This window comes from Streptomyces sp. NPDC087420 (genome assembly GCF_044744165.1).
Classification (GTDB): domain Bacteria; phylum Actinomycetota; class Actinomycetes; order Streptomycetales; family Streptomycetaceae; genus Streptomyces.
In genome coordinates this window covers 92874-117539 of sequence record NZ_JBIUXU010000003.1, presented here as the reverse complement: position 1 = coordinate 117539, position 24666 = coordinate 92874, and the positions used below count along the sequence as shown (strand labels likewise).

The following is a 24666-nucleotide window of genomic DNA, read 5'->3' as shown; positions in this document are numbered from 1 at the left end:
AGACGCCAGGCTCACCCGCGCGGCGGGTTTTCGCATCCGCAGCGGCCGCCTACCTCTCGGCGCACCCCGCTGACCTGCTCAGATACGGTCCACAAGGTCGGCGATCGAGTCAACGACCGACGAGGGACGGAACGGATAGCGGTCGATCTCCGCCGGTGTCGTCACTCCGGTGAGCACCAGGAAGGTCTCCATCCCGGCCTCCAGACCGGCCAGCACGTCCGTGTCCATCCGGTCGCCGATCATCGCGCTGGTCTCGGAGTGCGCGCCGATGGCGTTGAGCCCGGTCCGCATCATCAGCGGGTTCGGCTTGCCCGCGAAGTACGGGTCCTTGCCGGTCGCCTTCGTGATCAGCGCGGCGACCGCGCCGGTGGCGGGCAGCGGGCCCTCGGTGGAGGGGCCGGTCTCGTCGGGGTTGGTGCAGATGAACCGGGCGCCGCCGTTGATCAGCCGGATGGCCCTGGTCAGGGCCTCGAAGCTGTACGTACGGGTCTCGCCGAGCACCACGTAGTCCGGCTCGTGGTCCGTGAGGATGTAGCCGATGTCGTGCAGGGCGGTGGTCAGTCCGGCCTCGCCGATCACGTACGCCGTGCCGTCGGGCCGCTGGGCCTCCAGGAACTTGGCGGTGGCGAGCGCCGACGTCCAGATGTTGGCCACCGGTACGTCGAGCCCCATGCGGGCGAGTCTGGCCTGGAGGTCGCGGGGGGTGTAGATGGAGTTGTTGGTGAGAACGAGGAAGGGCTTCCCCGACTCCCGCAGCGCCTTGAGGAACTCGGCCGCGCCGGGGATCGGAACCCCTTCGTGAATGAGGACACCGTCCATGTCGGTGAGCCAGGATTCGATCGGCTTGCGCTCTGCCACTGGATTGTTCTCCGCTCTGCGGTGGCCAAAATTGTGCTCGGTCCGACCCATCCAGCGTAACGAGCGGGCGGCGGGGCCGCGCATGCGTCCGGGGCGAGCGGTGCGGGGCGGGGGCGGAGGGCGGCGGGGATGCCGGACTCCCCGTACGAGCAGGCCTGTTGGGGTTGGTCCTGGCGGACCCCCGGCGGCCGGGTCCACGTACCGCGCGCGCCTCGGGCCCCCCTCTCAACCTCAACCCGACGCCTCAGCCTCGCCTCTCAGCGCCGCTGGGTCCGCAGGCGCCGGAAGGCGACGAACAGCGCGCCTCCGACGGCGAGCAGCGCACCGGCGGCGAGGCTCCGGCCCAGGGTGCCGCCGAGGCCGGTCGCGGCGAGTTCGGGGTCCTCGGGGTGGGCGGGGGCGGGCGACACGCCACCCGGGGGCCGCCCGGATCCCGGGGTCTCCTCGCCGTGGCCGCCGACGCCGGGGCGCGTACCGGTGCCGGTGCCGGTGCCAGTGCCTGTGCCTGTGCCTGTGCCTGTGTCGGTACCGCCGCTGCTCGCGCCGTTGTCGGCGGGCCGGTCGGTGGCACGCCCCCCGTCCGGACGGCCGTGGGGACGGTCGGTGGACTGCCCGCTGGGCCGGTCGACGGACACGTCCTGATCGAGGTTGAGGTCGGGATCGAGGTCGCCGTCGTACTCCACGCGGCCGACGGAGAAACGATAGGAGTTGGACTTCCCGACCCAGTCCCCGTCGTCGCCACGGCGCTGCACGGTCGCGGAGTTGATCTCCATCGTGTTGGCGCGGGTGCCCTTGGCGAAGGTGAGCCGCGCGCGGACGGTGACGGTACGTCCCGCAGGGACGGCGAAACCGGGCGAACCGTCGTCGAGGATGCCCAGCGTCTCGTCCTCGTCGGACCGCTCCAGCGAGAGGGTCCGCCAGCGGCCCCCGCCGTCGGACATCTGGAGCCTGACCTGGGCGGGCTTGAGGACCCGGGCCCGGTCGACAAGGACGATCACGGGGTGGATGTCGTGGCAGGCGTCGGCGGTGGTGTTGGTGAGATCGAGATACCAGGTACCCGCACCGCCCCCGGGCCGGTAGGAGCGCGGACCGCCGTGGATGCGGGTGTCGATCGGGAAGTCGGGGTCGGACGCCTTCCCGCAACGAGGCTGCCGATCGGCCACGGGCCCCGGCACGGGCGCGGCGACGCGGGCGACACCGGGGGCGCGACCGCCCGCCCAGGCGGTCACGCCGGCCCGGTCACCCCAGCGGGACGCACCGTCGCCGCCACCCCCGGACGTACGGACGTCCCGCGTGGCCCTGACCAGGGCGACCACACGCGCGGCCCAGGCGCTACGGACGGGGCCGGCACGACCGGTGTCGGCAGCACGATCGGCGTGGGCGGTGCGGGCGGCGTAGGCGGCACGACCGGCGTGGGCGGTGCGGGCGGCGTAGGACCCACGCACGGCACCGGGCCCGGGCATACCGACGGCGGTCGCCGGGGCGACGGGCGGGGCCGCGTGGGTGGTCGCGCGCAGGTCGGGGACCGTGGCCTGTGCCAAGGGCGTCAGGGCGGGGGCCACGGCGGTCGCCGCGAGGACTCCGAGCGTGGGGGCGAGGGCATGACGCAGTCGCATGGGGGCACGGCCTTTGCTGCTCGCGAAGCGGTCAGGACACGGACGGTGCCGGTTCCTGGCCCTGCCAGCCGGCCATCGGCCGGCACCGGGTCCGACGCTGCCACGCGCGACCCCCGACCTCGGGGCACCACGACACAGAAAGGTATGAAAATCGTACGAATACCCTCGATCGGCCCACCCCTCACCCCAGTCACCCCAGTTCGGCCCCCCGCCCCCGCCCGAACACCGGAGCCAGCACCAACTGCGCCGCCCCCTCCGCCACCGGATACGCCCCCTCCACGCCCCGTACCGGAACCACCGCACCCCGGCCCCGTTCCGCGACCGCCGCCCCCACGCCCCGTACAAAACACTCCTCGTGCGCCGCGATCGTCCGGCCGCCGAGCAGGACCCGGTCGATGTCGAGCAGCCCCACCAGGTTCGCCGCCCCCGCGCCGAGCACCCGCGCCGCCTCCGCCAGATCGCCGCGCGCGACCGCCGCCAGGCACAGCGCCTCGACACAGCCCCGGTTGCCGCAGTCGCACAGCGGCCCGTCGAGCTGGATGACCTGGTGCCCGAACTCCCCCGCCCCGGTGCGGACCCCCCGGTGGAGCGCGCCGCCGAGGACCAGTCCGGCCCCCAGCCCCGTACCGAGATGGAGGTACGCGAAGGAGTCGCCTGGCCCGCGCAGGGCGAGGCCGAGGGCGGCGGCGTTGGTGTCCTTGTCCAGGACGACCGGGAGCCCCAGGCGTTCGGCGAGCGCGTCGCGCAGCGGGTAGCCGTCCCAGGCGGGGAAGCCGGTGACACGCTGGAGGACGCCGGTGCGGTGGTCGAGGGGGCCCGGCATCGCGACCCCCACCCCGAGCAGCCCCCCGCCGCCCGCCACCTCGCGCACCTCCCCGGCCACCAACCCCACCTGCGTCACAGCCGCCCCCACCACCTCCGCCGCCCCGGCGCCCAGGTCGAACGGAACGGTCCGTGCCGCGGCCACCGCCCCGGCCAGGTCCACCAGGACCGCCGTCAGCTCGTCGCGGTCCAGGTGCAGGCCCACCGCGTACGCGGCGGACGGCACCAGGCGCAGGACGGTCCGCGGCTTCCCGCCGGTGGACGCCCGGCGCCCGGCCTCGACGGCGAGCCCCTCCGTACGCAACCGGGCGGTGATCTTGCTGACGGCCTGCGGGGTCAGGCCCGTGCGCTCGGCGAGCTCCAGGCGGCTGATGCCGCCCGCCCCCGCCGTACGGAGCAGGTCGAGTACCAGCGCCGCGTTGTGCCCCCGCAGCACGGGCAGATTGGCCCCCGGCCCGACATGCGCGCTCCCGGCGCTCGCCGAACGCCTTGGACCACTCCCCGGGGCCGCCGCATTCCCCCTGCCCGCCGCATTCCCCGAGCCGGCCGCGCCCGACGCGCCTCCCGCACTCCCCGTACTCGCCGTGTCCACCCCGCCATTCTGCACCGCTCTTGCACTTTGGCAACAGCGTTGCTTAAGTGGACCCATGACTGATACCGGGACTGGCACCGCGCTGCGCGTCGCCCTTGTGGGCTACGGCCTCGCGGGCTCCGTCTTCCACGCCCCCCTGATCACCGCGACCGACGGTCTGGTGCTCGACACGATCGTCACCTCGAACCCCGAGCGCCAGGAGAAGGCGCGCGCCGAGTTCCCCGACGTACGGTTCGCGGCCTCGCCGGACGAGCTGTGGGAGCGCGCGGACACGCTCGATCTGGTCGTCATCGCCTCCCCCAACAAAACACACGTACCGCTCGCGACCGCCGCGCTCGAAGCCGGCCTGCCCGTGGTCGTGGACAAGCCGCTCGCCGGATCGGCCGCCGACGCACGGGAGTTGGCCGCGCTCGCCGAGGCGCGCGGCCTGCTGCTCTCCGTCTTCCAGAACCGCCGCTGGGACAACGACTTCCGCACGCTCGCCCGCCTGATCGAGGCCGGCGAGCTGGGCGACGTACAGCGCTTTGAATCGCGGTTCGAGCGGTGGCGCCCTCAACTCAAGGGCGGCTGGCGCGAGTCGGGTTCCGCGGAGGAGATCGGCGGACTGCTGTACGACCTGGGCAGCCACATCGTCGACCAGGCGCTGGTCCTCTTCGGCCCGGCGGTACGGGTGTACGCGGAGTCCGACGTACGGCGCCCCGGCGCGCGGGCCGACGACGACACCTTCATCGCGATCACGCACGCGAACGGCGTCCGCTCCCACCTGTACGCCAGCGCCACCACCGCGCAACTCGGCCCGCGCTTCCGGGTACTGGGCTCGTCGGCGGGCTACGTGAAGTACGGCCTCGACCCGCAGGAGGCGGACCTGCGCGAGGGCAGGCGGCCTGGCACGTACGCCCCCTGGGGTGTGGAACCCGTCTCGATGTGGGGCCGGATCGGCGCGGGCGAGTCCCCGGCGACCGGCGGCGGCGAGCCGGTGGAGACGGCGCCGGGCGACTACCCGGCGTTCTACGCGGGGATCGCCACCGCGCTGCGCGAGGGTACGGCCCCGCCGGTGTCGGCGCGCGAGGCCGCGGCGGCCCTGGACGTCCTGGAAGCGGCCCGGCGCTCGGCGCGCGAGGGTGTCACGATCAACCTGGAGGCCCGCTCATGAGCACCCCGCTGTCCGCATCTCTTTCCACGCCGCTCTCCACCCCTCCCACGGCTGCCGAACTCGAAGCACAGGAAGCGAAACTGACCCTCCGTCACTTCACCTACGACGACGCGTGGGTGCTCGGCACACTCCTCGTGGAGCTGGCCAGGGAGCGGCGGGCGCCGGTGGCGATCGACATCCGCCGGGGGCCTCAACAGCTGTTCCACTACGCGCTGCCCGGCTCGACGGCGGACAATGACGCCTGGATCGACCGTAAGAGGCGGGTGGCCGAACGGTACGGCGCCAGCTCGTTCCTCGTCGGCACGCGCTTCCGCGAGAAGGGCACGACGTTCGAGGAGTCGTCCCGCCTGGACCCGGACAGGTACGCGGCACACGGCGGCGCGGTCCCGATCGCGGTCGAGGGCGCGGGGGTCATCGGCACGGTCACGGTCTCCGGGCTGCCGCAGGCGGAGGACCACGCGATGGTGGTGGAGGCGCTGGAGAAGCTGGGCGCGCTGTCGGCGGAGTGACGAGGCTGTAGGGCGTGCGGGGCGCGTGCGCGTGCGGGGTTCGGATGCGAGGCCCAGACCCGTACCCCGTGCCCCGTACCCCGTACCGCACCCGCACCCGCGCACCCGCGCAGCCGCACTCGTCACCACCGAGCGAACCACAGGCGCTACGCGCCCTTGAGCTCCTGCCGCTGGCGGCCCAGCCCCGCGATCTCCAGCTCCACCACGTCGCCGGGCCGCAGGTACGGCTTGGGCTCGGGCTGCCCCAGCGCCACACCCGCCGGAGTCCCGGTGTTGATGACGTCTCCCGGGTAGAGCGTCATGAACTGGCTGACGTACCGCACCACTTCCCCGACCCCGAAGATCTGTTCGGCCGTCGTCCCGTCCTGCTTGACCTCACCGTTCACGCTGAGCTTCATCGCGAGGGTCTGCGGGTCCGGCACCTCGTCCGCCGTGACCAGCCAGGGGCCGAGCGGATTGAACGTCTCGCAGTTCTTGCCCTTGTCCCACTGGCCCCCGCGCTCCAGCTGGAACTCGCGCTCGGAGACGTCGTGCGAGACGGCGTAGCCGCCGACGTGCGCCAGCCCCTCCTCCACGGAGTCCAGGTAGCGCGCGGTGCGGCCGATCACCACCGCCAGCTCGACCTCCCAGTCGGTCTTCACACTGCGGCGGGGGACAAGAACCGTGTCATCAGGTCCGACCACTGTGTCCGGAGCCTTGAAGAAGATGATCGGCTCGGAGGGGATCTCCGCCCCGGTCTCGCGGGCGTGGTCGTGGTAGTTCAGGCCGATGCAGACGATCTTGCCGATGCGCGCGACCGGCGCCCCGATGCGCAGACCGCTCGGGTCGAGGACGGGCAGGTCGCCGGAGGCGGCGGCAGCGCGTACCCGCTCCAGGGCGGAGTCATCGGCGAGGAGTGCCCCGTCGATGTCCGTGACCAGGCCGGAGAGGTCCCGGAGGGTCGTACCGTCCTGGTCGAGCAGCGCCGGGCGCTCCGCCCCCGCCGTACCGACTCGCAACAACTTCATTGGTGTTTCTCCCTCTGGTCGAGCTGGTCGAGCTGGGCGGGCGCCGTCGAGCGCGGTCGAGCGCGGCCGGGCCGGGGGTGTCCGGGGGTTCGCCCGTCCCGGGGACACAGCCGCAGGCGGGCCGTTCGATCCTCCAAGACATCCGATCACTGTGCAAGCCCCGGTTCACCACCTGGACCGCTGGTTCCCCACCTGGACCCGCCCGAGCCCCCTCCCGGCGCCCCACCCGCTCACGCCGCCCGCCGCTCAGGCCACCCCCCTCACACCGGGCTGGCCAGCGCCCCCGCCAGCGGCATGTCCCGGTAGAGGAAGTACCGTTCCGCCGCTGTCCATGTGGTGCTCGTCACCACGTACAGCGCGGCCGCCAGCGGCACCACGGCGACCGTGAAGAGCGTCGCGAAGGACATCAGCGGCATGAACCTCATCATCGCGCCGAGTCCGGCGACCTGCTGGCCGTCCGGCCCCGCGGGCATCGCGGGCGCGGCCGCCATCTGCCGCTTCATCCGGCGGAAGTTGAAGGTCGCGACGCCGGCGACGATCGCGAAGAGGACCACGTACACCGCACCCGCCGCACCGAACATCCCCCCGTGCGCGAGCGCGTCGGCCCAGCGGTCGCCGAGAGGGGCGGCGAAGAGGGAGTGGCCGAGGAGTTCGTTCGCCCCGCCGCCGATCCGGCGGCTGGAGAACAGGTGGTACATCAGGAAGAACGCCGGCATCTGCAACAGGCTCGGCAGGCATCCCGACAGCGGCGAGACCTTCTCCGCCGCGTGCAGTTCCATGAGCGCCGTCTTCATGCGCTCGGGGTTCTTGGCGTGCTTCTTGCGCAGTTCGGCGATCTGCGGGGCCAGCCTGGTACGGGCCTTCTGGCCGCGCGCGGACGCCCGGGAGAGGGGGTGGATCGCGAGCCGTACCAACGCGGTGAAGAGGATGATCGCCGCCGCGGCCGCGCCGTGGTGGAAGACCGGCTGGAGCAGGTCGGAGAAGTTGCCGACCAGATCGGCGAAGACAGACATGAAGACAGACATGGTGAGCCCTCCGTGGGGTCTCGTCGTGCCGGACGAATGGGAATTCGTGAATTCGGCAGGACGACCCGCGCGGGGACACCGGGGGTGGGGAGGGAGCCGGGGGGGGGAGGGAAGAGCGGTGAAGCGGGGAAACGGTGGTGAACCCGGTGAACCTCTACGCGGCCGTCGGCAGAGGACGGCCGGGCGCTCGGGCCCGGGTGCGGCCGGAGGCGTCGGGATCCCGTTGCGGCAGGAAGGCGGTGCGCTGCTCGCGGTCACGGATGGCGGTCCGTACCCGCTGACGCGGTACGGCGGGCACGGAGCGCGCGCTGATGTGCGCGCACACGGCGAGGGCGGAACCGGCCGCGGCGGTGGCGGCGAGCGCGACGGCGGCGGAGAGGCTGCCGGCGTCCAGCAGCATGACCTCGGTGAGGAGGAAGAGCAGCAGGCCGGCGGGGCGCAGCTGGCGCAGCACGGTACGGATCATCGCCTGCCCCCTCTCCTCGTCCCGACCTCTTCGTCCCGACCGGGAGGGTCAGGCGCACTCCAACCGTTATACAGGATCGGTCATCCGCGATCGGTCCGTACGGGATCGGTTGTACGGCACCGGCTGTACGCGATCGGTTGTACGGGATCGGCTATGCGCGATCGGTCGTACGGCAGCGGCTACGCGCGATCGGTGGTGAGCGGCCGGAGGAGCCGGCGGGGGTGCAGCAGCGCCCGGCACACCGGATCTTCCGGATTCCGGTCGAGTCCAGGGCCCGGGAGCATCTCGACGTCCTGCGGCGGTACGGGCACGGCGCAGGCGGAGCACTCACCGTACGCGCCCAGTTCGGTGCCGCACACGGCGTGGGTGAAGATCCGCAGTTGCTCGGAGCCATCGACCTCACGGCCCCAGACGCTGAGCGAGCGCACGATCGGCCAGAGGCCGAGACCGCGTGCGGTCAGGACGTACTCGTCGCGGGGCGGGGCATCCTGGTAGCGGCGCTTCTCCAGGACGCCGGCCCGCTCCAGGCTCTGGAGGCGGGAGGCGAGGACGGCGCGCGGCAGGCCGAGGTGGCTGAGGAAGTCGTTGTAGCGACGGACTCCGTAGAAGGCGTCGCGGACGACCAGGAGGGTCCAGCGTTCGCCGATGATCTCCAGCGCGCGGGCCATCGAGCACTGCTGGGCCGTGTAGTCCTTCCCGAGAGCCATGCCGTCACCTTACCAACCCTAGGTTCAATGAATGAACTGACCATGCTACGCTCGGCGCCGACCGTTCAGGTTCAATGAACGAACCTACTCGGCCACGGGATGACCCGGAACGGAACAACGGACCGCAGGGGACGAGAGACGCCATGGCTGGAACGAAAACAGACACAAGCGGGCAGGGGTCCGTCCCGGGAGCCCTCCCCAGGCCCCTACCCGCGGCCCTCCCCACGGTCCCGCCCCCGCCCCCGCCCGCGCCCACAGGCGCAACCGCGCGCCTCCCCGCCGCGACCCTCGCGGTCACCAGCCTCGCCACGATGGTCGCGCTGATGAACTACACGACCCCGATGCTCAGCCTCCCCACCCTGACCGCGGAGTTCGGCACCCCGCTCTCCGCCCAGGCGTGGCTCCTCAACGGCACCCCGCTCGGTCTCGCCGCCCTGCTCCTCGTCGCGGGAAGCCTCGCCGACGACTACGGCCGGCGGCGGCTCTTCCTCATCGGCACGTTCGCGCTGGGCGTCAGTACGGCACTCGGCGCGCTCGCGGGCGACAGCCTCTTCTTCACCCTGGCCCGGGTCGCGCAGGGCGCGGCGAGCGCGGCCATCATCGCGAGCAGTCTCGGCCTGCTGGTCCACGCCTTCCCCGCCGGGCACGCGCGGATCAGGGCGACGGGGGTGTGGGGCGCGTTCGTCAGCGGCGGGATCGCCCTCGGCCCGCTGCTGACCGGCGCCCTGAACAGCACCAGTTGGCGGCTGCCGTACGTGATCCTCGGCGCCGCCGCACTCGTCACGGCCGCTTTCGCCACCCGCGTACTCACCGAGTCACGCGCCCCGCACCGCACCCGGCCCGATCTGACGGGCGCGCTGACCCTCGCGCTGGCGCTCACGGCGCTCATCAGCGCGCTCACGCTGGGCCGGGACGGCTGGCTGCGCGCGCCGGTCCTGCTCCTGCTGGCCGCGGCCGTCGTACTCACCGCTGTCTTCGCCGTGGTGGAGAGGCGTACGGCGGCTCCCCTCATCGACCTGGGCCTGCTGCGCCGCCCGCTCTTCCAGGCGGCGTCGGTGGGCGGGCTGTTCACGGGGCTCGCGGTGATCGGGATGATGAGCTATCTGCCGTCCCTGCTCCAGGGGGCGATACGGCTGTCGGCGCTCGGCGCGGCCTGGCTGTTCGTGCTGTGGGCGGGCACCGCGTTTGTGGTGGCGCTCCAGGCCAGGCGCCTGAGCGGGAGGGTGGCGGCCCGCCACCAGCTGGTGTTCGGCTTCGTCCTGCACGCGCTGGGGGCGCCGGCGATCCTGGTGGCGCTGGACGCCGGGTCGCTGGTGGGCCTGCTGCCGGGGCTGTTCGTCGCGGGGGTGGGCAGCGGCCTGCTGAACGCGGCCCTGCCCCGCCTCTCCGTCGAGTCCGTACCGCCGGAACGCGCGGCGATGGGCTCGGGCGCCAACAACACGGCCCGCTACATCGGTTCGGCGGCGGGCGTGGCCCTGATGATCGCGGTGGCGACGTCGGGCGACAGCCGGGAGGCGGGAGCGAACGCGGCGATCCTGGTGGCGACGGCGCTCTCGCTGGTGGCGGCGGCACTGGTCCTCGCACTGAAGGACCGCACACGGCGGTCCTGACACAACGCCCCACCCCCACACCCCACCGGCCCCTTCCCCACTCCCGCCCACTCCCCCCACTTCCCCACTCCCCCCCCACCACCACCCTCTCCTCCCACCGGCCTCCGTCTCCACCCCCTACGGCAGTACGGTGTGGACCATGCGCCCCGACATGCCTGCTGACCACACCACGGAAGCCGAGCGCCTGCTCCGCACGGCGGCCCAGTACCCGGAGGACCACGAGCCCCTGCTCCTCCAGGCCGCGGCCCATCTGGAACTCGCCGGCGCCCGCGACCGCGCCACCGGGCTCTACGACACCCTCCTCGCGGCCTCCCCCGACCACCCCCACCTGGTGAAGGCCCTCAAGGCGGCCAACCTCTGGGAGTACGGCCACGAGGCCGAGGCCCACGCGATCATCGCCGGCCTCCGCGCCGCGGCCCCGCTGGACCCGGCCCCCTGGGAGATCGTGGCGGAGACCCTGGAGGCCCACGACGAACTCGAAGCGGCCCTCGACTCCTTCACCACGGCCCTCGAACTGCTCCTCACCCCCGGCGAGGACGTCCCGTACCGCACCCAGTCCCTCCTGACCGGCCGCCACCGCGTCCGCCGCCTGCTGGCCCTGGACCACGACGCCTGGGACACCCTCGCCGACAGCCTCCACCGCGCGACGGTCCCCCTGGACGAACTCCACGACCCGAAGCGCCTCTGGTCCCTGGGCTCGGACAACCCGGCCGAACTCCAGGCCGAGATCACCCGCCTCCGCGCCGAACTGGGCTCGTACCGCACGGCCCTGTCCCGCCCGTTCCCGGTGGCGGTACTCCACTGGCCCACCCGGGAACTGCACGAACTCCTCGCGGCGTACCCGGCCCTCACCAAGGAATACCCCACCGAGGAAGCCCACCTGGCGGCCCTGGAGTCCTCTCTCCGCGACCTGGCCGCGACGGGCACCCCGAACCTGGGCATCGTCACAGGCACGGTCCCCTCGTACGAAGCCTTCGCAGCCTCAGAGGCCACGCCCCCCAAAGACCCCAACCTCCTCCCCCAATACGCCACCACCCTCGCCGCCCGAGGCCGAGCCACCCCCTGGCCCCCCGCAAGAAACGCCCCCTGCTGGTGCAACTCAGGCACCCCCTACAAGGACTGCCACGGCACTCCGCTGTCTTCCTGATCACTCCGCCGGATCGATCGCTCGGACAGAACCCGACCACCATCAACCGTGAACCGCCCGGAGATCAGGGCGTGCAGGAGCCATGAGCCCAGCAAAGCCGTCGTCGGCCGCCGTGTCGTCGCGTATGAGTCGCCAGGCGCGACGGGACACCGAGCCCGAGGTGGCCGTCAGAAAGTTGCTGCACGCCTCGGGCTACCGCTACCGGCTCAATGTCCGGGTGCCGGACATGCCGCGGCGAACCGTGGACATCACCTTTTCCAAGGCCAAGGTCGCGGTTTTCCTGGACGGGTGCTTCTGGCACGGCTGTCCGAAGCACGCGACGCAGCCGAAGGCGAACGCGGAGTGGTGGCGGGAGAAGCTCGACCGGAACATGGCTCGCGACCTGGAGACCACCGAGCACATGACAGCTCTCGGTTGGACCGTCCTCCGGTTCTGGGAGCACGAGGCAGCCGCAGCGGTCGCCGCCCGGGTCGCGGCCACCGTGAGCCGGACCGGAACCGACGCCACACATCGACACGAGGGGAAAGACCAGTGAGACGTCTACAGTCCGTGGATGTGTGCTCAGGCGCCGGCGGCTTGACTCTGGGGCTGGAACAGGCCGGATTCGATCCCGTGTCGGTGCTGATCACAAGCCGGTCGCATGCAGAACCTCGCATGGGTCAGAGCCATACCCGCGGCGGATGCCCTGATACTGGCCCACCACGTGCGCGACAATCCCGTTAGACGACTCCGGAGTAGGAACCCGACCGGCGATAGAAGGTACGGACCGAGGGTTGATTGGCGCGACCGCCCCCGAGTCCACACTCCCGCTTGGCTGAACGCCACTGGCAGTCCCAACCTCCGACCAGAGCCGCCACCGATCTCTCCTCGGACATCGAAACCGCTATGTCACGGCCCGCTAACCGACCATGCCCCATCTAGCCGCTCGGGCAGAACCGTTCCAGCCGTCACCTGACTGCCAAATCGACGAGATTCCCTGTCTTTCCAAGTAGCCGGCGTACGCTCCGATATCTTCGGTGAAGAGACCTATGAGGTGCGGCTCACGGCGATTTCGTTCGTGATAGAGGAAGTGGCTGTACTCATGGAGCTGCCCCACCGCCTGACGTACCGCTTCGGTCGGGTTACCGCCCCGGACCACCTTCGCTTCCACGAGCCATTCGTCGTCCGTCGGCTGGGCTGCGCCATCCCGGTGTAGCACCAGGTCTTTCGGATGTGTCAACTTGGTGGTCGGTATGTATCCGCGCGACGCAACATGGTGACCAAAGCGCTCGATCAGCGCTTCATGATGCCGCTTCTTCACTTGTTGTCGGGCTGTGATATTCGCGATGTAGTCAGAGCTGTCCTTGGGCTGGAAGCCGGCGAGCGGATCGTCCTCTCCGAGGAAGTGACGATCAGGGACATAACCCACATCGAGCGGGCTATCACCATCCTGCAACCACCACAACTGATCAGCGGAATCCGCCCTTGTCAGCTGCTCCACCGCATAACGCAGATCATGCTGCAAGGATGCCTCTTCTGGCAGCGCGGCCAGCGCATACGAGCGGGCGATGACGCTCGCGGCTTCATACGCCTTCGGTCTGTCAGCGTGGTGTCGCAACTCCGGCTCATCAATCCAGCCTGCTCGCCGCGGAGCGGCGAGTGCTCGACGAAGCCGAGCCGCCTGCCGCCTTAGATGCTCCTGACGGGCCTGGCCCCTGCCGAGGCGGCCTTCAAGATGCGTGATCCCTTGCTGCAAGGTCAGCGACACAGTACGAAGATCCGCACTGAAAATATAGGCCAAATACAGACCCCTACCCGGATCTCTATTGATATGCCGATCAAACACGCCAATCCAGGGCGTAGCGGCGGCAGTTGCTTGCCCTCCGTATCCCTTGGCGAAGTGCGTGGAAGGGAGCCCTAGGTCTGACCGCCCGGCGACTGCTCGCAGCACCTGCTGCCCCGCGACCTCGGCCTTCGTCCCAGCCCGGGCGTCGTACGTGTCAGCGATCTCAAGAAGCAACCCCTGTATCCCCATGCCCTCAAATCTAGAACAAGAAGGCTGTTTTTCGGACGCGGTTGATCGTCAAGAGTGTGCGTGTCGACACCAGGCATCTTCATCGCTACCGAGGGACTTACGCCCCCTCCGCCCCAACAGAACTACGCGAACAGGTCATTCGGCACAGAGTGTTCTCGAAGCGGGTCTGCGCGCGGTCAAGGACCTCGTCCGGGTCAGAGCCATGGGAGCGGAGCCAGTGGAGGAGGTCGGTGATCAGTTCGATGACAGTCTCCTCGGCTACCGACACGCTCAGCGGGCCCGAACGGCTCGGCCGTCCGATGTCTCCGAAAGAGAAGAGAGCCAGCAGCGCTTCCGCCTTGGCGACCCTCGGGCCCTCCGCGTGGTCCGTCGGTGACCGAAGGCTGGTTGGCAGCTCGCACCACGTGACTTTCGTGTCCCCTCGCAGGATGACACCCCATCGATCAGTGACGGCGTTCACGAGAGCCATGCCCCTGCCACCCTCGGCGTCCCCTGATGCCTCGATAAGAGTGGGGAGCGCTCGCGAGTCTGGGTCCGTTACCTCCAGGCGCAGATGTACGCCGTTCATCGATACGGACAGGGTGGTGGGAGTCCCAGGGCCGACGTGGGTGATGACGTTGGTGACCAGTTCCGTCACACACAGATTGGCCGGCCCCGCGAGTTCGGGCAGACCCCAACGACGCAAGTGCAACTCCACCACTCTTCGCAGGGCGGCGAGTTCCTCAGCCTCGGCAAGAAAAGGGAGATCCCAGCTCTTCCTGGCGATGCTGAACTGACATTCACTCACACCCGTCACCCCTCGGATCTAGACTCAGCGATTACCTTGCGTGCCGCCTCTCCACCCAGAGTGACACTGGAACTCTCATTTTGTAACTCTCACAACACTCGGGCGGAAGCACGTAGGGCCGTCGCACGCCCCCGGCGTGAGCTGTCTTGCCTCCGCCACGCCGGAGCGTGCACGCTCAGTGAGATCAACGTGAAGGGCCACATACATGGCAGTCGGACCAACGACCCGTCGGCGACAACTCGGTGCGGACCTACGCCGGTTACGGGAACGTGCGGGGCTCACATTGGAGGAGGCTGGGTGTCTCGTCGGTATCTCCAAGGCGACCTTGAGCAGGTATGAGACCAAGGATGGAACAGTCAAGTGGCCTGCGGTCGACGCGCTGTGTCGTGCCTACGAAGCGCCCGAACAGGAACGTCACACGCTCGTCGAACTGGCCAAGGGAGCGAAGATTCGAGGGTGGTGGCGGTCACTGGCCGACCCAATCCCTGAGTCGATGAATCTCATGCTGACCCTTGAGGACGAAGTGGTTCGGGAGGACCACTACGCCTGCATGTACGTGCCAGGACTTCTACAGACCCGCAGGTACGCGGAGGCGGTGCATCGTGCCTCGGAGATGCGCTGCACCGAACAAGAGATCACCCACATGGTCGACATCCGGATGAAGCGGCAGGAGTTGTTGGAGCGGGATGAACCACCGCACATCTGGGCGGTGATCGATGAGGCGGTCGTACGGCGCATGGTCGGTGGACGTGACGTCATGCGCGATCAGTTGTGCCGGCTGCTCACACGCGCGGGTGAGCCTCATGTCACCGTGCAGATCCTGCCGTTCAGCGCCGGCGCCCACGCGGCTGCCGTCGGCAGCTTTGTCGTCCTCGGCGGAGCGACACCCGAACTGGACGTCGTATATGTGGACATCCTCGGAGGAGGGCTGTTCATGGAGAAGCAACAGGAGCTTGCTCGCTATAAGTTGGCGTTCGAATATCTGCGCGCGCAGGCGCTGGACATCGAGGCGTCCGTCGCGCTCCTGGACCAAGTCTGCGAGGGGTTGTGATGAATCGCGAGAGCGCTGTTGGCTGGTTCAAGTCCTCCTACAGCGGTGGGAGCGGCACCGAGTGCGTCGAAGTCGCCGGAATAGCCGGCGGAATCGTCGTACGGGACTCCAAGGAGCCTGGGCGAGGGACGCTGGCATTCGGATCGGGTGCTTGGAGTGGGTTTGTGGTGGCTCTGCGGGAACGGCGTGTCTCCGTGGCTTGAGCTTCGGGAATGGGCCGCGAGGCTTGAGAGCTGCGCCTCACTGTCGGAGGCGGGTTCAGAGGTAGGGCCTGATGATCACCTCTGGGAGGGTGGGGCGGGACTTGGCTTGGTGGAGTTTGGTGGTGATGGCTGCTACCAGTTCTTGGGGGTGGTCGCGGATCAGGGCGGGGACCGCGCTGATCACGTCTACTCCGTGGGACTCCAGACGGAGGCGTCTGCGGAGGGTGGTGCGGTATTCCGTGATGCCCAGGTGGTATTCCTCCGAGTCGACCTCCAGGGCCACGCCCGCGTGGGGCCAGTAGGCGTCCGGGCGGGCCAGGAAGGTGCCCTTCGGGGTGAGGAGGGTGGGGTTCCAGAGGGGGTCGGGGAGGTTGGCTTGGCGGAGGGTGTCTCTGGCCTGGGCCTCGGCGATGGAGCGGGTGCCCGCGCGGAGGTCGTCCAGGACCGTGCGGGCCGCCGGGTTGCGCAGGGCGCGGGACGCGTGGAGTTCGGCGCGGAGGTCTTCCGGGTGGCAGCTGGTCTTCTGGACCGTTGCCGTGAGGATCGCCCGGACGCGGTCCGGGGAGCGTTCGTGGGCCGCGAAGTCGGAGGCGGCGCGCACCGGGCGTACGCAGGGGATGCCGTCCACCAGTAGGGTCGGTGGCCAGCGGCTCGTGCGGTGGAGATGTACGTACGACCTGTCCCGCAGGCCCCGCGTCGCCGATACCAGGACCGCCGCCCTGTGCGTGGTTGTCCCGGGCACTCCGTAGAGGGCCAGCGCCGACTCGCCCGTCAGCACCGCCGTGGCGCCTGAGAGGGCGGTCAGGTCCGTCGTGCCGTACAGCACCGCCGCGAGCAGGCGCTGGTGGGCGTCCGGCGCTCCTGTCTGGAGGAGGACCACGCCCGGCAGCAGGCGCTGCCAGGGACCGTTCGGTGCGCAGCGGTGGGCGGTGGTGCTCGGTGCCAGGCCGATCGCGCGGAGCTGGCGTGAGGTCGCCAGGCGCTGCTGGGTGCGGGCGAGGCGGGCGATGGCCGGGTCCGCGGCGGTCGTTCGGAGCATGCGGGTTCTCTGCCCGGGTGGGGGCGGGGGGCGAACGTCGGGGGGTGGGTTGTGACCATCTGTTGTGTGGTGGGTTGCGTTCAGTTCAGGGGGTGCGTTGAGCGGGGGCGTTCAGGGGGGCGTTCAGGGGGTGCGTCCGGAAGGGGGACCCTTCGCGCGACGTACTCTCTTCGCGTTGGTGACAGCATCGGCAGAGGTGGTTGTGATGGCTCAGGTTCCCGCAGCGGTCGTGGCGGCCGGAGGGCTCGTCGGCGGATACGCGGTCGCCCGGTGGACCAAGAAGCGGCCCCTCGGCGGGGTCGCGCTGGCCGCCGCCGGCGCCGTGGCCGCCCGGCAGTGGCACCAGGCCGGCGGGGCGAAGGCCTCGGTCGGGCTGAGCGCCGCCTACCTCGCCGCGTTCGGCGCCTCGCACCCCCTGGCCAAGAAGGTCGGCGCCTGGCCCGCCGTTTTCGCCGTGGCCGGTACGGTCGCCGCCGCCTCCTGGGCCGTCACCCGGCGTACGGACGGCTGAGCGGGGTCACCTCGGCGCCCGAGCGGGGCCGTCCCGCCCCCGCCGCCCCCAAGGAAGGTGCGAAACCGGCATAAACCTCCCGATCCAGGCATGATGTGGGCCATGAGGAGACAGGTGCCGGGGAAGGACCTGCGATGGGGTCTGACCCGGCTCACCGTCGTGGCGAGCGGCCTGCTCGCGCTGCTGATCGGGTTGATCTTCGGTTTCATGCTGTGGGCGATCAACGGCATGCGCGATTCGGCGGACGCGCGAAAAGAGACCCGCATGGGCGTGGTCGAAACGGAGCGCTTCGAACAGCTGCTCGCCAATCTGGAGACGGGGCAGCGGGGTTTTGTCATCACCAAGCAGGACGTGTTCCTGCAACCGTGGCGGGCCGCCCTCAGAGACTTTCCCACGCAGTCGCGGGAATTCCAGGCACACGCCACGTCCCCCGCGCAGAAACGGCTCGCGGAGAAGATCACGCGGGGCATCGATTCGTACATCCGCACCTACTCGATTCCGCTGGTCAGCGCCGCTCAGCGGGGTGATCCCGCCGCGTCGAGCCTGCTGACGACGGCGAAGGGGAGGCTGCTCGCCGACACGCTACGGGACGATTTCACCCTCTACATGACCACGGAACGCGAGCTGCTCGACGAACGGACGGACACCGCCACCGCCAACGCCGACCGGGCCGTGGTCGCCGCGTCCGCCGGGCTCGGGGCGTCGATCCTGCTCATCGTCGGCTTCGCCGTCTACCAGTCCCGCGCGATCGTCCGCCCGGCGCGCAGGGCGGCGGCCGTGGCGAAACAGATCGCGGACGGCGACCTCGGCGTGCGCATGGAGACGGCGGGTCCCGCCGAGATCGGCGCGCTGGGCGCGTCCTTCAACACCATGGCCGAATCGCTCCAGGAGAGCCGCGGACGGACCGAGGCGGCGCGCCGCCGCCTGCGCCTGCTCTACAACACCAGCGTGTCGGTCGGCACCACACTCGACGTGGAACAGACGGCGCGGGAACTGGTCCAGGTGGTCGTGCCACAGTTCGCCGACTTCGCCACCGTCGACCTCCTGACCCCCGTACACGGCGAGGCAGGCGAGGCATCGCAGGCCGGCGCCGGTGAGCTGCAGAGAATGGCCGTCGGCGGCATCCGTGAGGACCACCCGTTCCGCCCCGTCGGGACACGGCGCACCCCGCCGGCCACCACCCTGTACGCACGCAGCCTCAGGACCCGGCTCGGCCACATCGAGGCCGACCTGCGGACCTCGACCTCATGGCGGGCCGGGGATCCGGAGTACGCCGAGCGCATCCTCGACGAGGGCGTCCACTCGCTCATCACCGCCCCGATGCTCTCCCGGGGCGACACGATGGGGGTGCTCAGCTTCTGGCGGTCGCGGCAGGACGAGCCGTTCGACGAGGAGGACGTCTCCCTCGCCGAGGAACTGGCGGCGAAGGGCGCCGTGGCGATCGACAACGCCCGCCGGTACACCCGCGAGCGCTCCACCGCGCTCACCCTCCAGCGCAGTCTCCTCCCCCAGCGGCTGCCCGAGCAGGCCGCGGTGGAGGTGGCCTCCCGCTACCTGCCCACCGGCGAGCTGGGCGGGGTCGGCGGCGACTGGTTCGACGTGATCCCGCTGTCGGGCACGCGGGTCGCCCTCGTCGTCGGCGACGTCGTCGGCCACGGCCTGCACGCCGCCGCGGCCATGGGGCGGCTGCGCACCGCCGTCCGTACGCTGGCCGACGTCGACCTGCCGCCCGACGAACTCCTCACCCACCTCGACGACCTGGTGATCCGTCTCGCCGACGGCGAGCAGTACAGCGCGGAGCTGCACGACCCGGCGGCCGTGGCCGACCTGGGAGCCACCTGCCTGTACGCGGTGTACGACCCCGTCTCCCGCCGCTGCACCCTGGCCACCGCCGGCCACCCGCTCCCCGTCGTCATCACCCCCGACGGGGCGGTGGCACCGGTCACCGGCCACATCGGTCCTCCGCTCGGGATCGGCGGCCTGCCCTTCGAGACCACCGAACTGGAGCTGGAACCCTCCAGCGTGCTCGCCCTCTACACCGACGGCCTGATCGAGTCCCGCGAACACGACATCGACCGGGGCATCGCCGAGCTGTGCCGGGCGCTGGCGCGCCCCGCCGCGACGCTGGAGGAAGCGTGCGACATCGTGACCGGCGCGCTGCTTCCCGAGCGCCCGGCCGACGACGTGGCCCTGCTGCTGGCCCGTACCCGCGCCCTGTCGCCCGATCAGGTCGCCACCTGGGACATCCCCGCCGATCCGGCCGAGGTCGAACGGGCCCGAAGGCTGGTCGTCGAACAGCTCGACGCGTGGGGGCTCGCGGAGGCCGCCTTCATCACGGAGCTGGTGGCCAGCGAACTCGTCACGAACGCCGTCCGCCACGGCGCGCCCCCCATCCGGCTCCGGATCATCCGCGACCGCACCCTGATCTGTGAGGTCTCCGACGGCAGCAGCACCGCGCCCCACCTGCGCCGCGCCAGGGAGACGGACGAGGGCGGGCGGGGGCTGCTGCTCGTGGCCGGCCTCACCCAGAGCTGGGGCACGCGCCAGACGACCACCGGCAAGACGATCTGGTGCGAGCAGCCGCTGCCCGACTACTGACGGTACGAACCGGTCGCGGCCCGGCCGCGGCCCGGTCGTTCGTACGGTACGAGCCCGCCGCCGCCCGGACGCCCGTACCGTACGAGCCCGCCCCGCCACCAGAAACCTCACGCCCCCAGCGCGTGCGACACCGTATAGATCACCAGACCCGCCAGCGCCCCCACCACCGTCCCGTTGATCCGGATGAACTGAAGGTCACGCCCGATGTTCGCCTCGATCTTGCGGGACGTGTCGTTCGCGTCCCAGCTCTTCACCGTGTCCGAGATCAGCGAGGTGATCTCCCCCCGGTACGTCGACACGACATACCCCGCCGCGTCCTCGACCCAGCCCTCCACCTTCCGCTGGAGCCGCCCGTCCGTCGCCAGCCGCGCGCCCAGGGACAGCAGCGAGGCCCGCGCCCGCAGGCGCAGTTCACTGTGGTCGTCGCTCGCCGCCGAGATGATCATTCCGCGTACGGAGGACCACGCCGACGCGATGATGTCCTGCACCTCGGGCCGCGCCAGCAGCTCCGACTTCAGGCGTTCGACCCGCGCCCGCGTGTCCGTGTCCGACTGGAGGTCCGCCGCGAAGTCCCGCAGGAAGCGGTCGATCGCGCCCCGCGCCGGGTGCCCCGGCATGTCCCGCATCTCCGTGACGAAGCGCAGCAGTTCCCGGTACACGCGGTCGCCGATCTTGCGGTCCACGAACCGCGGCGTCCAGCCCGGCGCCCCGCCCTGCACCGCGTCCATGACCGAGTCGCCGTGCTCCACCAGCCAGTCGTGCGCGCGCGTGCAGATCAGGTCCACGGCCCGGTGGTGCGCCCCGTCCGAGACGATCCGGTCGAGCATCTTGCCGAGCCCGGGGGCGATCTCCGCCGCGTCCGCGCGCCGCGTGATCGCCTCGCCCACCACCGCCTGCACGTCCGAGTCCCGCAGCACGGTCAGCGCGCCCCGCAGCGCCGTGGACAGCTCGGCCGTCACCCGGTCCGCGTGGGCCGGTTCCGCCAGCCAGGAACCGAGCCGGCCGCCGATGCCGAGCGCCCGCAGCCGGGCCCGTACGACATCCGCGGACAGGAAGTTCTCCCCGACGAACGCGCCGAGGGACGTGCCCAGCTGGTCCTTCTTGTTCGGGATGATCGCGGTGTGCGGGATGGGCAGGCCCAGCGGACGCCGGAACAGCGCCGTCACCGCGAACCAGTCCGCCAGCGCGCCCACCATCCCCGCCTCCGCCGCCGCCGCGACATAGCCGGGCCACCCGTCCACGCCCGAGTTCTTCGCCCAGGTGGCGAGGACGTAGATCACGGCGACGAGCAGCAGCAGCCCGCTGGCGGTGGTCTTCATCCGGCGCACGCCCCGGCGCTTCTCCTCGTCCGCGGCCGTGTACGAGAAGGCGGGCAGCCCGCCGACGGGCAGCCCCCCGGAGCGGCCGGGAGGACGGCCGGCACCCGTGCCGGGAGAACCTCCGGCGTCCGAGTCGGGAGAACCGCCGGCGTCCGTGTCCGGTCCGGCCGCTCTTCCCTTGTTGGTACGTTCCATCCGCTCCACCCGTCCGCGTACGTAGCGTGCCCAGCTCGTGCACAATTCCACCCGTACGCATTGTCCCTACCTGTCGTACTCCCAGGGCGCACATCGAGTTCCCGGAGACGCGCCCCGTACGCACGGGATCCCTGGGGCCACCGATCACGAGGAGAGAGCGGGGCCATGACACGACCTCGTGGATTCGCCCTGCTCGGGGCGCTCATAGGGCTGGTGGCGCTGGTGTGCGCCGCCATCGTCTCGGGCTTCGGGTTCGGATACGGGTACGGCTCCGGCGGCGACCGCCCCGGCGTCTCCCGGGGCCGTACGTCCCCCGGCATCGCGGCGCCCGCCTCCGCCGGTGCCTGGACGGGCACCTGGGCCGCGGCACCGGGCGGACCCGAGCCGGGCGCGCCGCACGGCTACCCCGGGCGTTCCCTCCGCAACGTCGTGCACACCAGCATCGGCGGTACGAGCGTCCGGATCACCCTCTCCAACCTGTACGGCTCCAGGGACCTGCGCATCGGTCACGCGTCCGTCGCCCTGCGGGGGCCGGGCGGCGGGACCGGAGGAAGCGGCGCGACAGGTGGAACCGGCGCGGTCAACGCGACCGACACGACCGCCGGTGAGAACGGGGCGTCGGCCCTCGCCGGGACCATGCGGCGGGTGACGTTCGGTCAGGCCCCCGCCGTGACCGTCCCGCCCGGCGGCCAGGTCGTCAGCGACCCCGTGCCCCTGCGCCTGCCGTCCGGCGGCGATCTGCTGGTGACGGTCTACACCCCGGCCGCCGGAGGGCCGGTGACGTACCACCGCAACGCCCTCCAGACCTCGTACCTCGCACGCGGCGACCGCACGGAGGACGTCGGCGGACGCGCGTACGGCCTGCCGGCCACCAGCTGGCGCTACCTGACGGCCGTCGACGTCCTCGCCGCCGACGCGCAGGGCGCTGTGGTCACCTTCGGTGACTCCATCACCGACGGCGTGGGCTCCCGCCCCGACACGAACCGGCGCTGGCCCGACCACCTGGCCGCCCGCCTGCGCGACCGGCACATCGGAGTCCTCAACGAAGGCATCGGCGGCAACCGCCTCCTGGGAAGCGGCGTGGAACGCGGAAAGGGCGCGAGCGGTCTCGTACGGTTCCGCCGCGACGTCCTCGACCGGGCGGGCGTCCGCGCCGTGGTCGTCGACCTCGGCATCAACGACATCCTGGCCGGCCGGGAACGGGACCCCGCCAGGATCATCGGCGCTCTGGAGGACCTCACCGCGCAGGCGCACGCACGCGGTCTGCGGGTGATCGGCTCGACCCTCACACCGTTCGGCGGGTACGGCGGTCACACCGCCGCGGGGGAGGCCGTGCGCGGGCACGTGAACGAGGCGATCCGGGCGGGCGGGGTCTTCGACGACGTCGTCGACTTCGACCGGGCGCTGCGCGACCCGTACGCGCCGGACCGGCTGTACTCGGCGTACGACTCAGGCGACCACCTGCACCCGAGCGACGAGGGGTACCGGGTGATGGGCCGGGCACTGGATCTGGGCGTCCTGGAGGCGCGGAGCCCCGCGCAGTTGTAGGCACCGGCGCGTCCGGAAGGCGCGCGCAGGCGTTTCAGAGCTGCTTGCGCTCCGCCTTCTTCTCCAGCTTGAGCCTCTTGCGCTCCTCTTTGAGACGGAGCTTGTCCGCCTCCCTCAGCTTGCGCTTCACGCCGACCCCGCCCATCAGCGCGAATCCGGTGACCACCACCCGCGGCGCCCCCGGATCCACCTCGCCCCCGCCCGCCTGGTCGAACCCGCCCATGAAGCCGAAGCCGTTGACCTGGACGTGCATCCCCGGCGGTACGACCACGTCGATCCCGCCCATGATCGCCACGCAGCGGATCACCACGTCCCGGTCCGCGAACCGCGCCTCGCGCAGGTCGATCTCGCCGCCCGCCTGGATCACGACGCCCGTGAACGTACGGCCGACCGTCCACGTCCCTTTGCGGCTGAAGCCGCTCCAGAACGCGAACCCGCCGGTGGACGTCGGCTCGCCGCTGCCGACCCGGTCCGCCCATCCGGCGTCGCCGCCGGATCCCACGGCGGACCCAGCGGTGGACCTGGCACCGGATACCAGATCGGTCGTCGTCCCCGGAGCGGGAAGGTCCCGGACCAGTGGCGCCAACTCGCCATGCGTACGGGCCTGGAGCGCGGCTCCGAGGCGTTCCTCGAACTCGTCCATGTCGAGGCGGCCCTCGGCCACAGCCTCACGCAAACGCTCGGCGACCCGCTCCCGCTCGGCGTCGGAAGCACGCGTCTCTGGCTGCTCGCTCGTCATGGAACCAGCCTAGTGCGGCGGCCTCGAACGGTCAGTGCCCAAACGGTCGCCAGTACGAACCGGTGCGGCCCCGGAAGCGGAGCCCCCCGCGTCCCCCGACCCCGCATCCCCCAACCCCGCATCCTCCCGCCCCTCGTCCGGCCTCTCCGCGTACATCTTCGCGATCACCGTCTCGATGTCCGGCTCCCGCACCGACAGGTCCACCAGCGGATACTCCGCCGCGATCCGCGCCACCAGCGGCGCCGCCGACGCCGCCGCCGGGAACGCCAGCCACTGGCGCGGCCCCTCCACCTTCACCACCCGCGCCCCCACCACCTCCACCGGCGGGAGTTCACGCTCCAGATCGACCACCAGCGTCCGCTCGCTCTCGCCCACCTCGTGCAGCCCCGCCAGCGCCCCGTCGTACAGCAGCCTGCCGTGGTCGATCACCATCACCCGCTTGCAGAGCTGCTCGATGTCGGTCAGGTCGTGGGTCGTGAGCAGCACCGTCGTCCCGTGCTCCGCGTTCAACTGCCGCAGGAAATCCCGGACCTTCGCCTTGGAGACCACGTCGAGACCGATCGTCGGCTCGTCCAGGTAGAGCACCTCGGGGTCGTGCAGCAGGGCCGCCGCGATGTCGCCGCGCATCCGCTGACCGAGGGACAGTTGCCGTACGGGTACGTTCAACAGCGCGCCGAGGTCCAGGATTTCGACGCAGCGCGCCAGATTCTCCTTGTACCGCGCGTCCGGGACGCGGTACATGCGGTGCATCAGGCGGTACGAGTCGATCAGCGGCAGGTCCCACCACAGCGTCGTGCGCTGGCCGAAGACCACGCCGATGCGCTGCGCCAGGCGCGTACGCTCCCGCGACGGGTCGATGCCCGCGACCCGCAGCCGGCCGCCGCTCGGCGTCAGGATGCCGGTGAGCATCTTGATGGTGGTGGACTTGCCGGCGCCGTTCGGGCCGATGTAGCCGACCATCTCGCCGCGCGGCACCCGGAAGCTGATCCCGTCCACCGCCCGGACCCGCTGCTTCTCCCTGCGGAAGCGGCCCGCCTTGCGCCGGACGTCGAAGACCTTCTCGATCCCGTCCAGCACGATGAAATCCGTGTCGTCGTCCACCGGTCCAGTCCCTTCCCCATGCTTTTCGGTTCACCAACTGCCCGTACTT

The 24666-nt window shown here is 71.0% G+C and carries 23 protein-coding genes; 10 read left to right on the top strand and 13 right to left on the bottom strand.

Translation table 11 applies throughout. The features are described 5' to 3' along the window. Nucleotides 1-78: 78 nt before the first annotated feature. The 3 genes from ACIO1C_RS06585 to ACIO1C_RS06575 form a co-directional block, all read right to left on the bottom strand. Entirely contained in the window at nt 79-858 is a 780-nt protein-coding gene (locus ACIO1C_RS06585; RefSeq protein WP_161310662.1) for an HAD-IIA family hydrolase, read from the bottom strand. A gap of 257 nt (nt 859-1115) precedes the next feature. Beyond that, on the bottom strand, nt 1116-2474 hold the full coding sequence (locus tag ACIO1C_RS06580) for a hypothetical protein (RefSeq protein ID WP_401859308.1): 1359 nt from the start codon (nt 2472-2474) through the stop codon (nt 1116-1118). Between the two features lie 190 nt (nt 2475-2664). Continuing rightward, nucleotides 2665-3732, bottom strand: coding sequence for an ROK family protein (locus ACIO1C_RS06575; RefSeq protein ID WP_401859306.1), 1068 nt, complete (start codon nt 3730-3732; stop codon nt 2665-2667). A 211-nt stretch (nt 3733-3943) separates the two neighbouring features. On the opposite strand from ACIO1C_RS06575, the gene ACIO1C_RS06570 reads away from it, so the two are divergent. Next, on the top strand, nt 3944-5041 hold the full coding sequence (locus tag ACIO1C_RS06570) for a Gfo/Idh/MocA family oxidoreductase (protein ID WP_401859304.1): 1098 nt from the start codon (nt 3944-3946) through the stop codon (nt 5039-5041). Then, nucleotides 5038-5550: a heme-degrading domain-containing protein gene (locus tag ACIO1C_RS06565; protein ID WP_401859302.1), complete on the top strand. Its 513-nt coding sequence runs from the start codon at nt 5038-5040 to the stop codon at nt 5548-5550. Before ACIO1C_RS06570 ends, ACIO1C_RS06565 begins: the two co-directional genes overlap by 4 nt. A 146-nt stretch (nt 5551-5696) precedes the next feature. Here ACIO1C_RS06565 and ACIO1C_RS06560 read toward each other — a convergent pair whose 3' ends face one another. The 4 genes from ACIO1C_RS06560 to ACIO1C_RS06545 form a co-directional block, all read right to left on the bottom strand. Beyond that, entirely contained in the window at nt 5697-6557 is an 861-nt protein-coding gene (locus tag ACIO1C_RS06560) for a fumarylacetoacetate hydrolase family protein (protein ID WP_401859300.1), read from the bottom strand. Between the two features lie 260 nt (nt 6558-6817). Beyond that, complete coding sequence (locus ACIO1C_RS06555) at nt 6818-7582, bottom strand: YidC/Oxa1 family membrane protein insertase (RefSeq protein ID WP_401859298.1); 765 nt, start codon at nt 7580-7582, stop codon at nt 6818-6820. Nucleotides 7583-7736: 154 nt separating this feature from the next. After that, nucleotides 7737-8048: a DUF6412 domain-containing protein gene (locus tag ACIO1C_RS06550; RefSeq protein ID WP_401859296.1), complete on the bottom strand. Its 312-nt coding sequence runs from the start codon at nt 8046-8048 to the stop codon at nt 7737-7739. 179 nt (nt 8049-8227) lie between these two features. After that, nucleotides 8228-8755: a winged helix-turn-helix transcriptional regulator gene (locus ACIO1C_RS06545; RefSeq protein WP_401859294.1), complete on the bottom strand. Its 528-nt coding sequence runs from the start codon at nt 8753-8755 to the stop codon at nt 8228-8230. Between the two features lie 143 nt (nt 8756-8898). Between ACIO1C_RS06545 and ACIO1C_RS06540 the strand changes: the two genes are divergently transcribed. The 3 genes from ACIO1C_RS06540 (at nt 8899) to ACIO1C_RS06530 (ending at nt 12047) form a co-directional block, all read left to right on the top strand. After that, nucleotides 8899-10365: an MFS transporter gene (locus tag ACIO1C_RS06540; protein WP_401859292.1), complete on the top strand. Its 1467-nt coding sequence runs from the start codon at nt 8899-8901 to the stop codon at nt 10363-10365. A gap of 139 nt (nt 10366-10504) precedes the next feature. Next, nucleotides 10505-11512, top strand: a complete 1008-nt coding sequence (locus tag ACIO1C_RS06535) for an SEC-C metal-binding domain-containing protein (protein WP_401859290.1) — start codon at nt 10505-10507, stop codon at nt 11510-11512. An 82-nt stretch (nt 11513-11594) separates the two neighbouring features. Further along, nucleotides 11595-12047 (top strand): very short patch repair endonuclease, encoded by a 453-nt coding sequence (locus tag ACIO1C_RS06530; protein WP_401859288.1) that lies wholly within the window; start codon nt 11595-11597, stop codon nt 12045-12047. A 363-nt stretch (nt 12048-12410) separates the two neighbouring features. Here ACIO1C_RS06530 and ACIO1C_RS06525 read toward each other — a convergent pair whose 3' ends face one another. Then, complete coding sequence (locus tag ACIO1C_RS06525) at nt 12411-13526, bottom strand: MrcB family domain-containing protein (protein WP_401859286.1); 1116 nt, start codon at nt 13524-13526, stop codon at nt 12411-12413. Between the two features lie 97 nt (nt 13527-13623). Next, a complete protein-coding gene (locus tag ACIO1C_RS06520) occupies nt 13624-14313 on the bottom strand; it encodes an ATP-binding protein (RefSeq protein ID WP_401859284.1) in 690 nt (229 codons plus the stop codon). A gap of 205 nt (nt 14314-14518) precedes the next feature. On the opposite strand from ACIO1C_RS06520, the gene ACIO1C_RS06515 reads away from it, so the two are divergent. Beyond that, nucleotides 14519-15364, top strand: coding sequence for a helix-turn-helix domain-containing protein (locus ACIO1C_RS06515; protein WP_401859282.1), 846 nt, complete (start codon nt 14519-14521; stop codon nt 15362-15364). Continuing rightward, on the top strand, nt 15364-15567 hold the full coding sequence (locus ACIO1C_RS06510) for a DUF397 domain-containing protein (RefSeq protein WP_401859280.1): 204 nt from the start codon (nt 15364-15366) through the stop codon (nt 15565-15567). Before ACIO1C_RS06515 ends, ACIO1C_RS06510 begins: the two co-directional genes overlap by 1 nt. 55 nt (nt 15568-15622) lie before the next feature. Here the strand turns inward: ACIO1C_RS06510 and ACIO1C_RS06505 are convergent, their stop codons facing one another. Next, nucleotides 15623-16606: a hypothetical protein gene (locus tag ACIO1C_RS06505; RefSeq protein ID WP_401859278.1), complete on the bottom strand. Its 984-nt coding sequence runs from the start codon at nt 16604-16606 to the stop codon at nt 15623-15625. A gap of 205 nt (nt 16607-16811) precedes the next feature. On the opposite strand from ACIO1C_RS06505, the gene ACIO1C_RS06500 reads away from it, so the two are divergent. Together ACIO1C_RS06500 and ACIO1C_RS06495 are read left to right on the top strand one after the other, a co-directional pair. Further along, nucleotides 16812-17117 carry a hypothetical protein gene (locus tag ACIO1C_RS06500; protein WP_401859276.1) on the top strand — a complete coding sequence of 102 codons (306 nt, stop codon included), beginning with the start codon at nt 16812-16814 and terminating at the stop codon, nt 17115-17117. Between the two features lie 102 nt (nt 17118-17219). Continuing rightward, nucleotides 17220-19715 carry a SpoIIE family protein phosphatase gene (locus tag ACIO1C_RS06495; RefSeq protein ID WP_401859274.1) on the top strand — a complete coding sequence of 832 codons (2496 nt, stop codon included), beginning with the start codon at nt 17220-17222 and terminating at the stop codon, nt 19713-19715. A gap of 107 nt (nt 19716-19822) precedes the next feature. Here ACIO1C_RS06495 and ACIO1C_RS06490 read toward each other — a convergent pair whose 3' ends face one another. Continuing rightward, entirely contained in the window at nt 19823-21229 is a 1407-nt protein-coding gene (locus ACIO1C_RS06490; protein WP_401859272.1) for a DUF445 domain-containing protein, read from the bottom strand. 165 nt (nt 21230-21394) lie between these two features. On the opposite strand from ACIO1C_RS06490, the gene ACIO1C_RS06485 reads away from it, so the two are divergent. Beyond that, complete coding sequence (locus ACIO1C_RS06485; RefSeq protein WP_401859270.1) at nt 21395-22777, top strand: SGNH/GDSL hydrolase family protein; 1383 nt, start codon at nt 21395-21397, stop codon at nt 22775-22777. A gap of 34 nt (nt 22778-22811) precedes the next feature. On the opposite strand, the gene ACIO1C_RS06480 is transcribed toward ACIO1C_RS06485, so the two are convergent. Both ACIO1C_RS06480 and ACIO1C_RS06475 read right to left on the bottom strand, forming a co-directional pair. Continuing rightward, on the bottom strand, nt 22812-23516 hold the full coding sequence (locus tag ACIO1C_RS06480; RefSeq protein WP_401859268.1) for a DUF1707 domain-containing protein: 705 nt from the start codon (nt 23514-23516) through the stop codon (nt 22812-22814). A 9-nt stretch (nt 23517-23525) separates the two neighbouring features. Beyond that, on the bottom strand, nt 23526-24617 hold the full coding sequence (locus ACIO1C_RS06475) for an ATP-binding cassette domain-containing protein (protein ID WP_401859266.1): 1092 nt from the start codon (nt 24615-24617) through the stop codon (nt 23526-23528). Nucleotides 24618-24666: the final 49 nt, after the last annotated feature.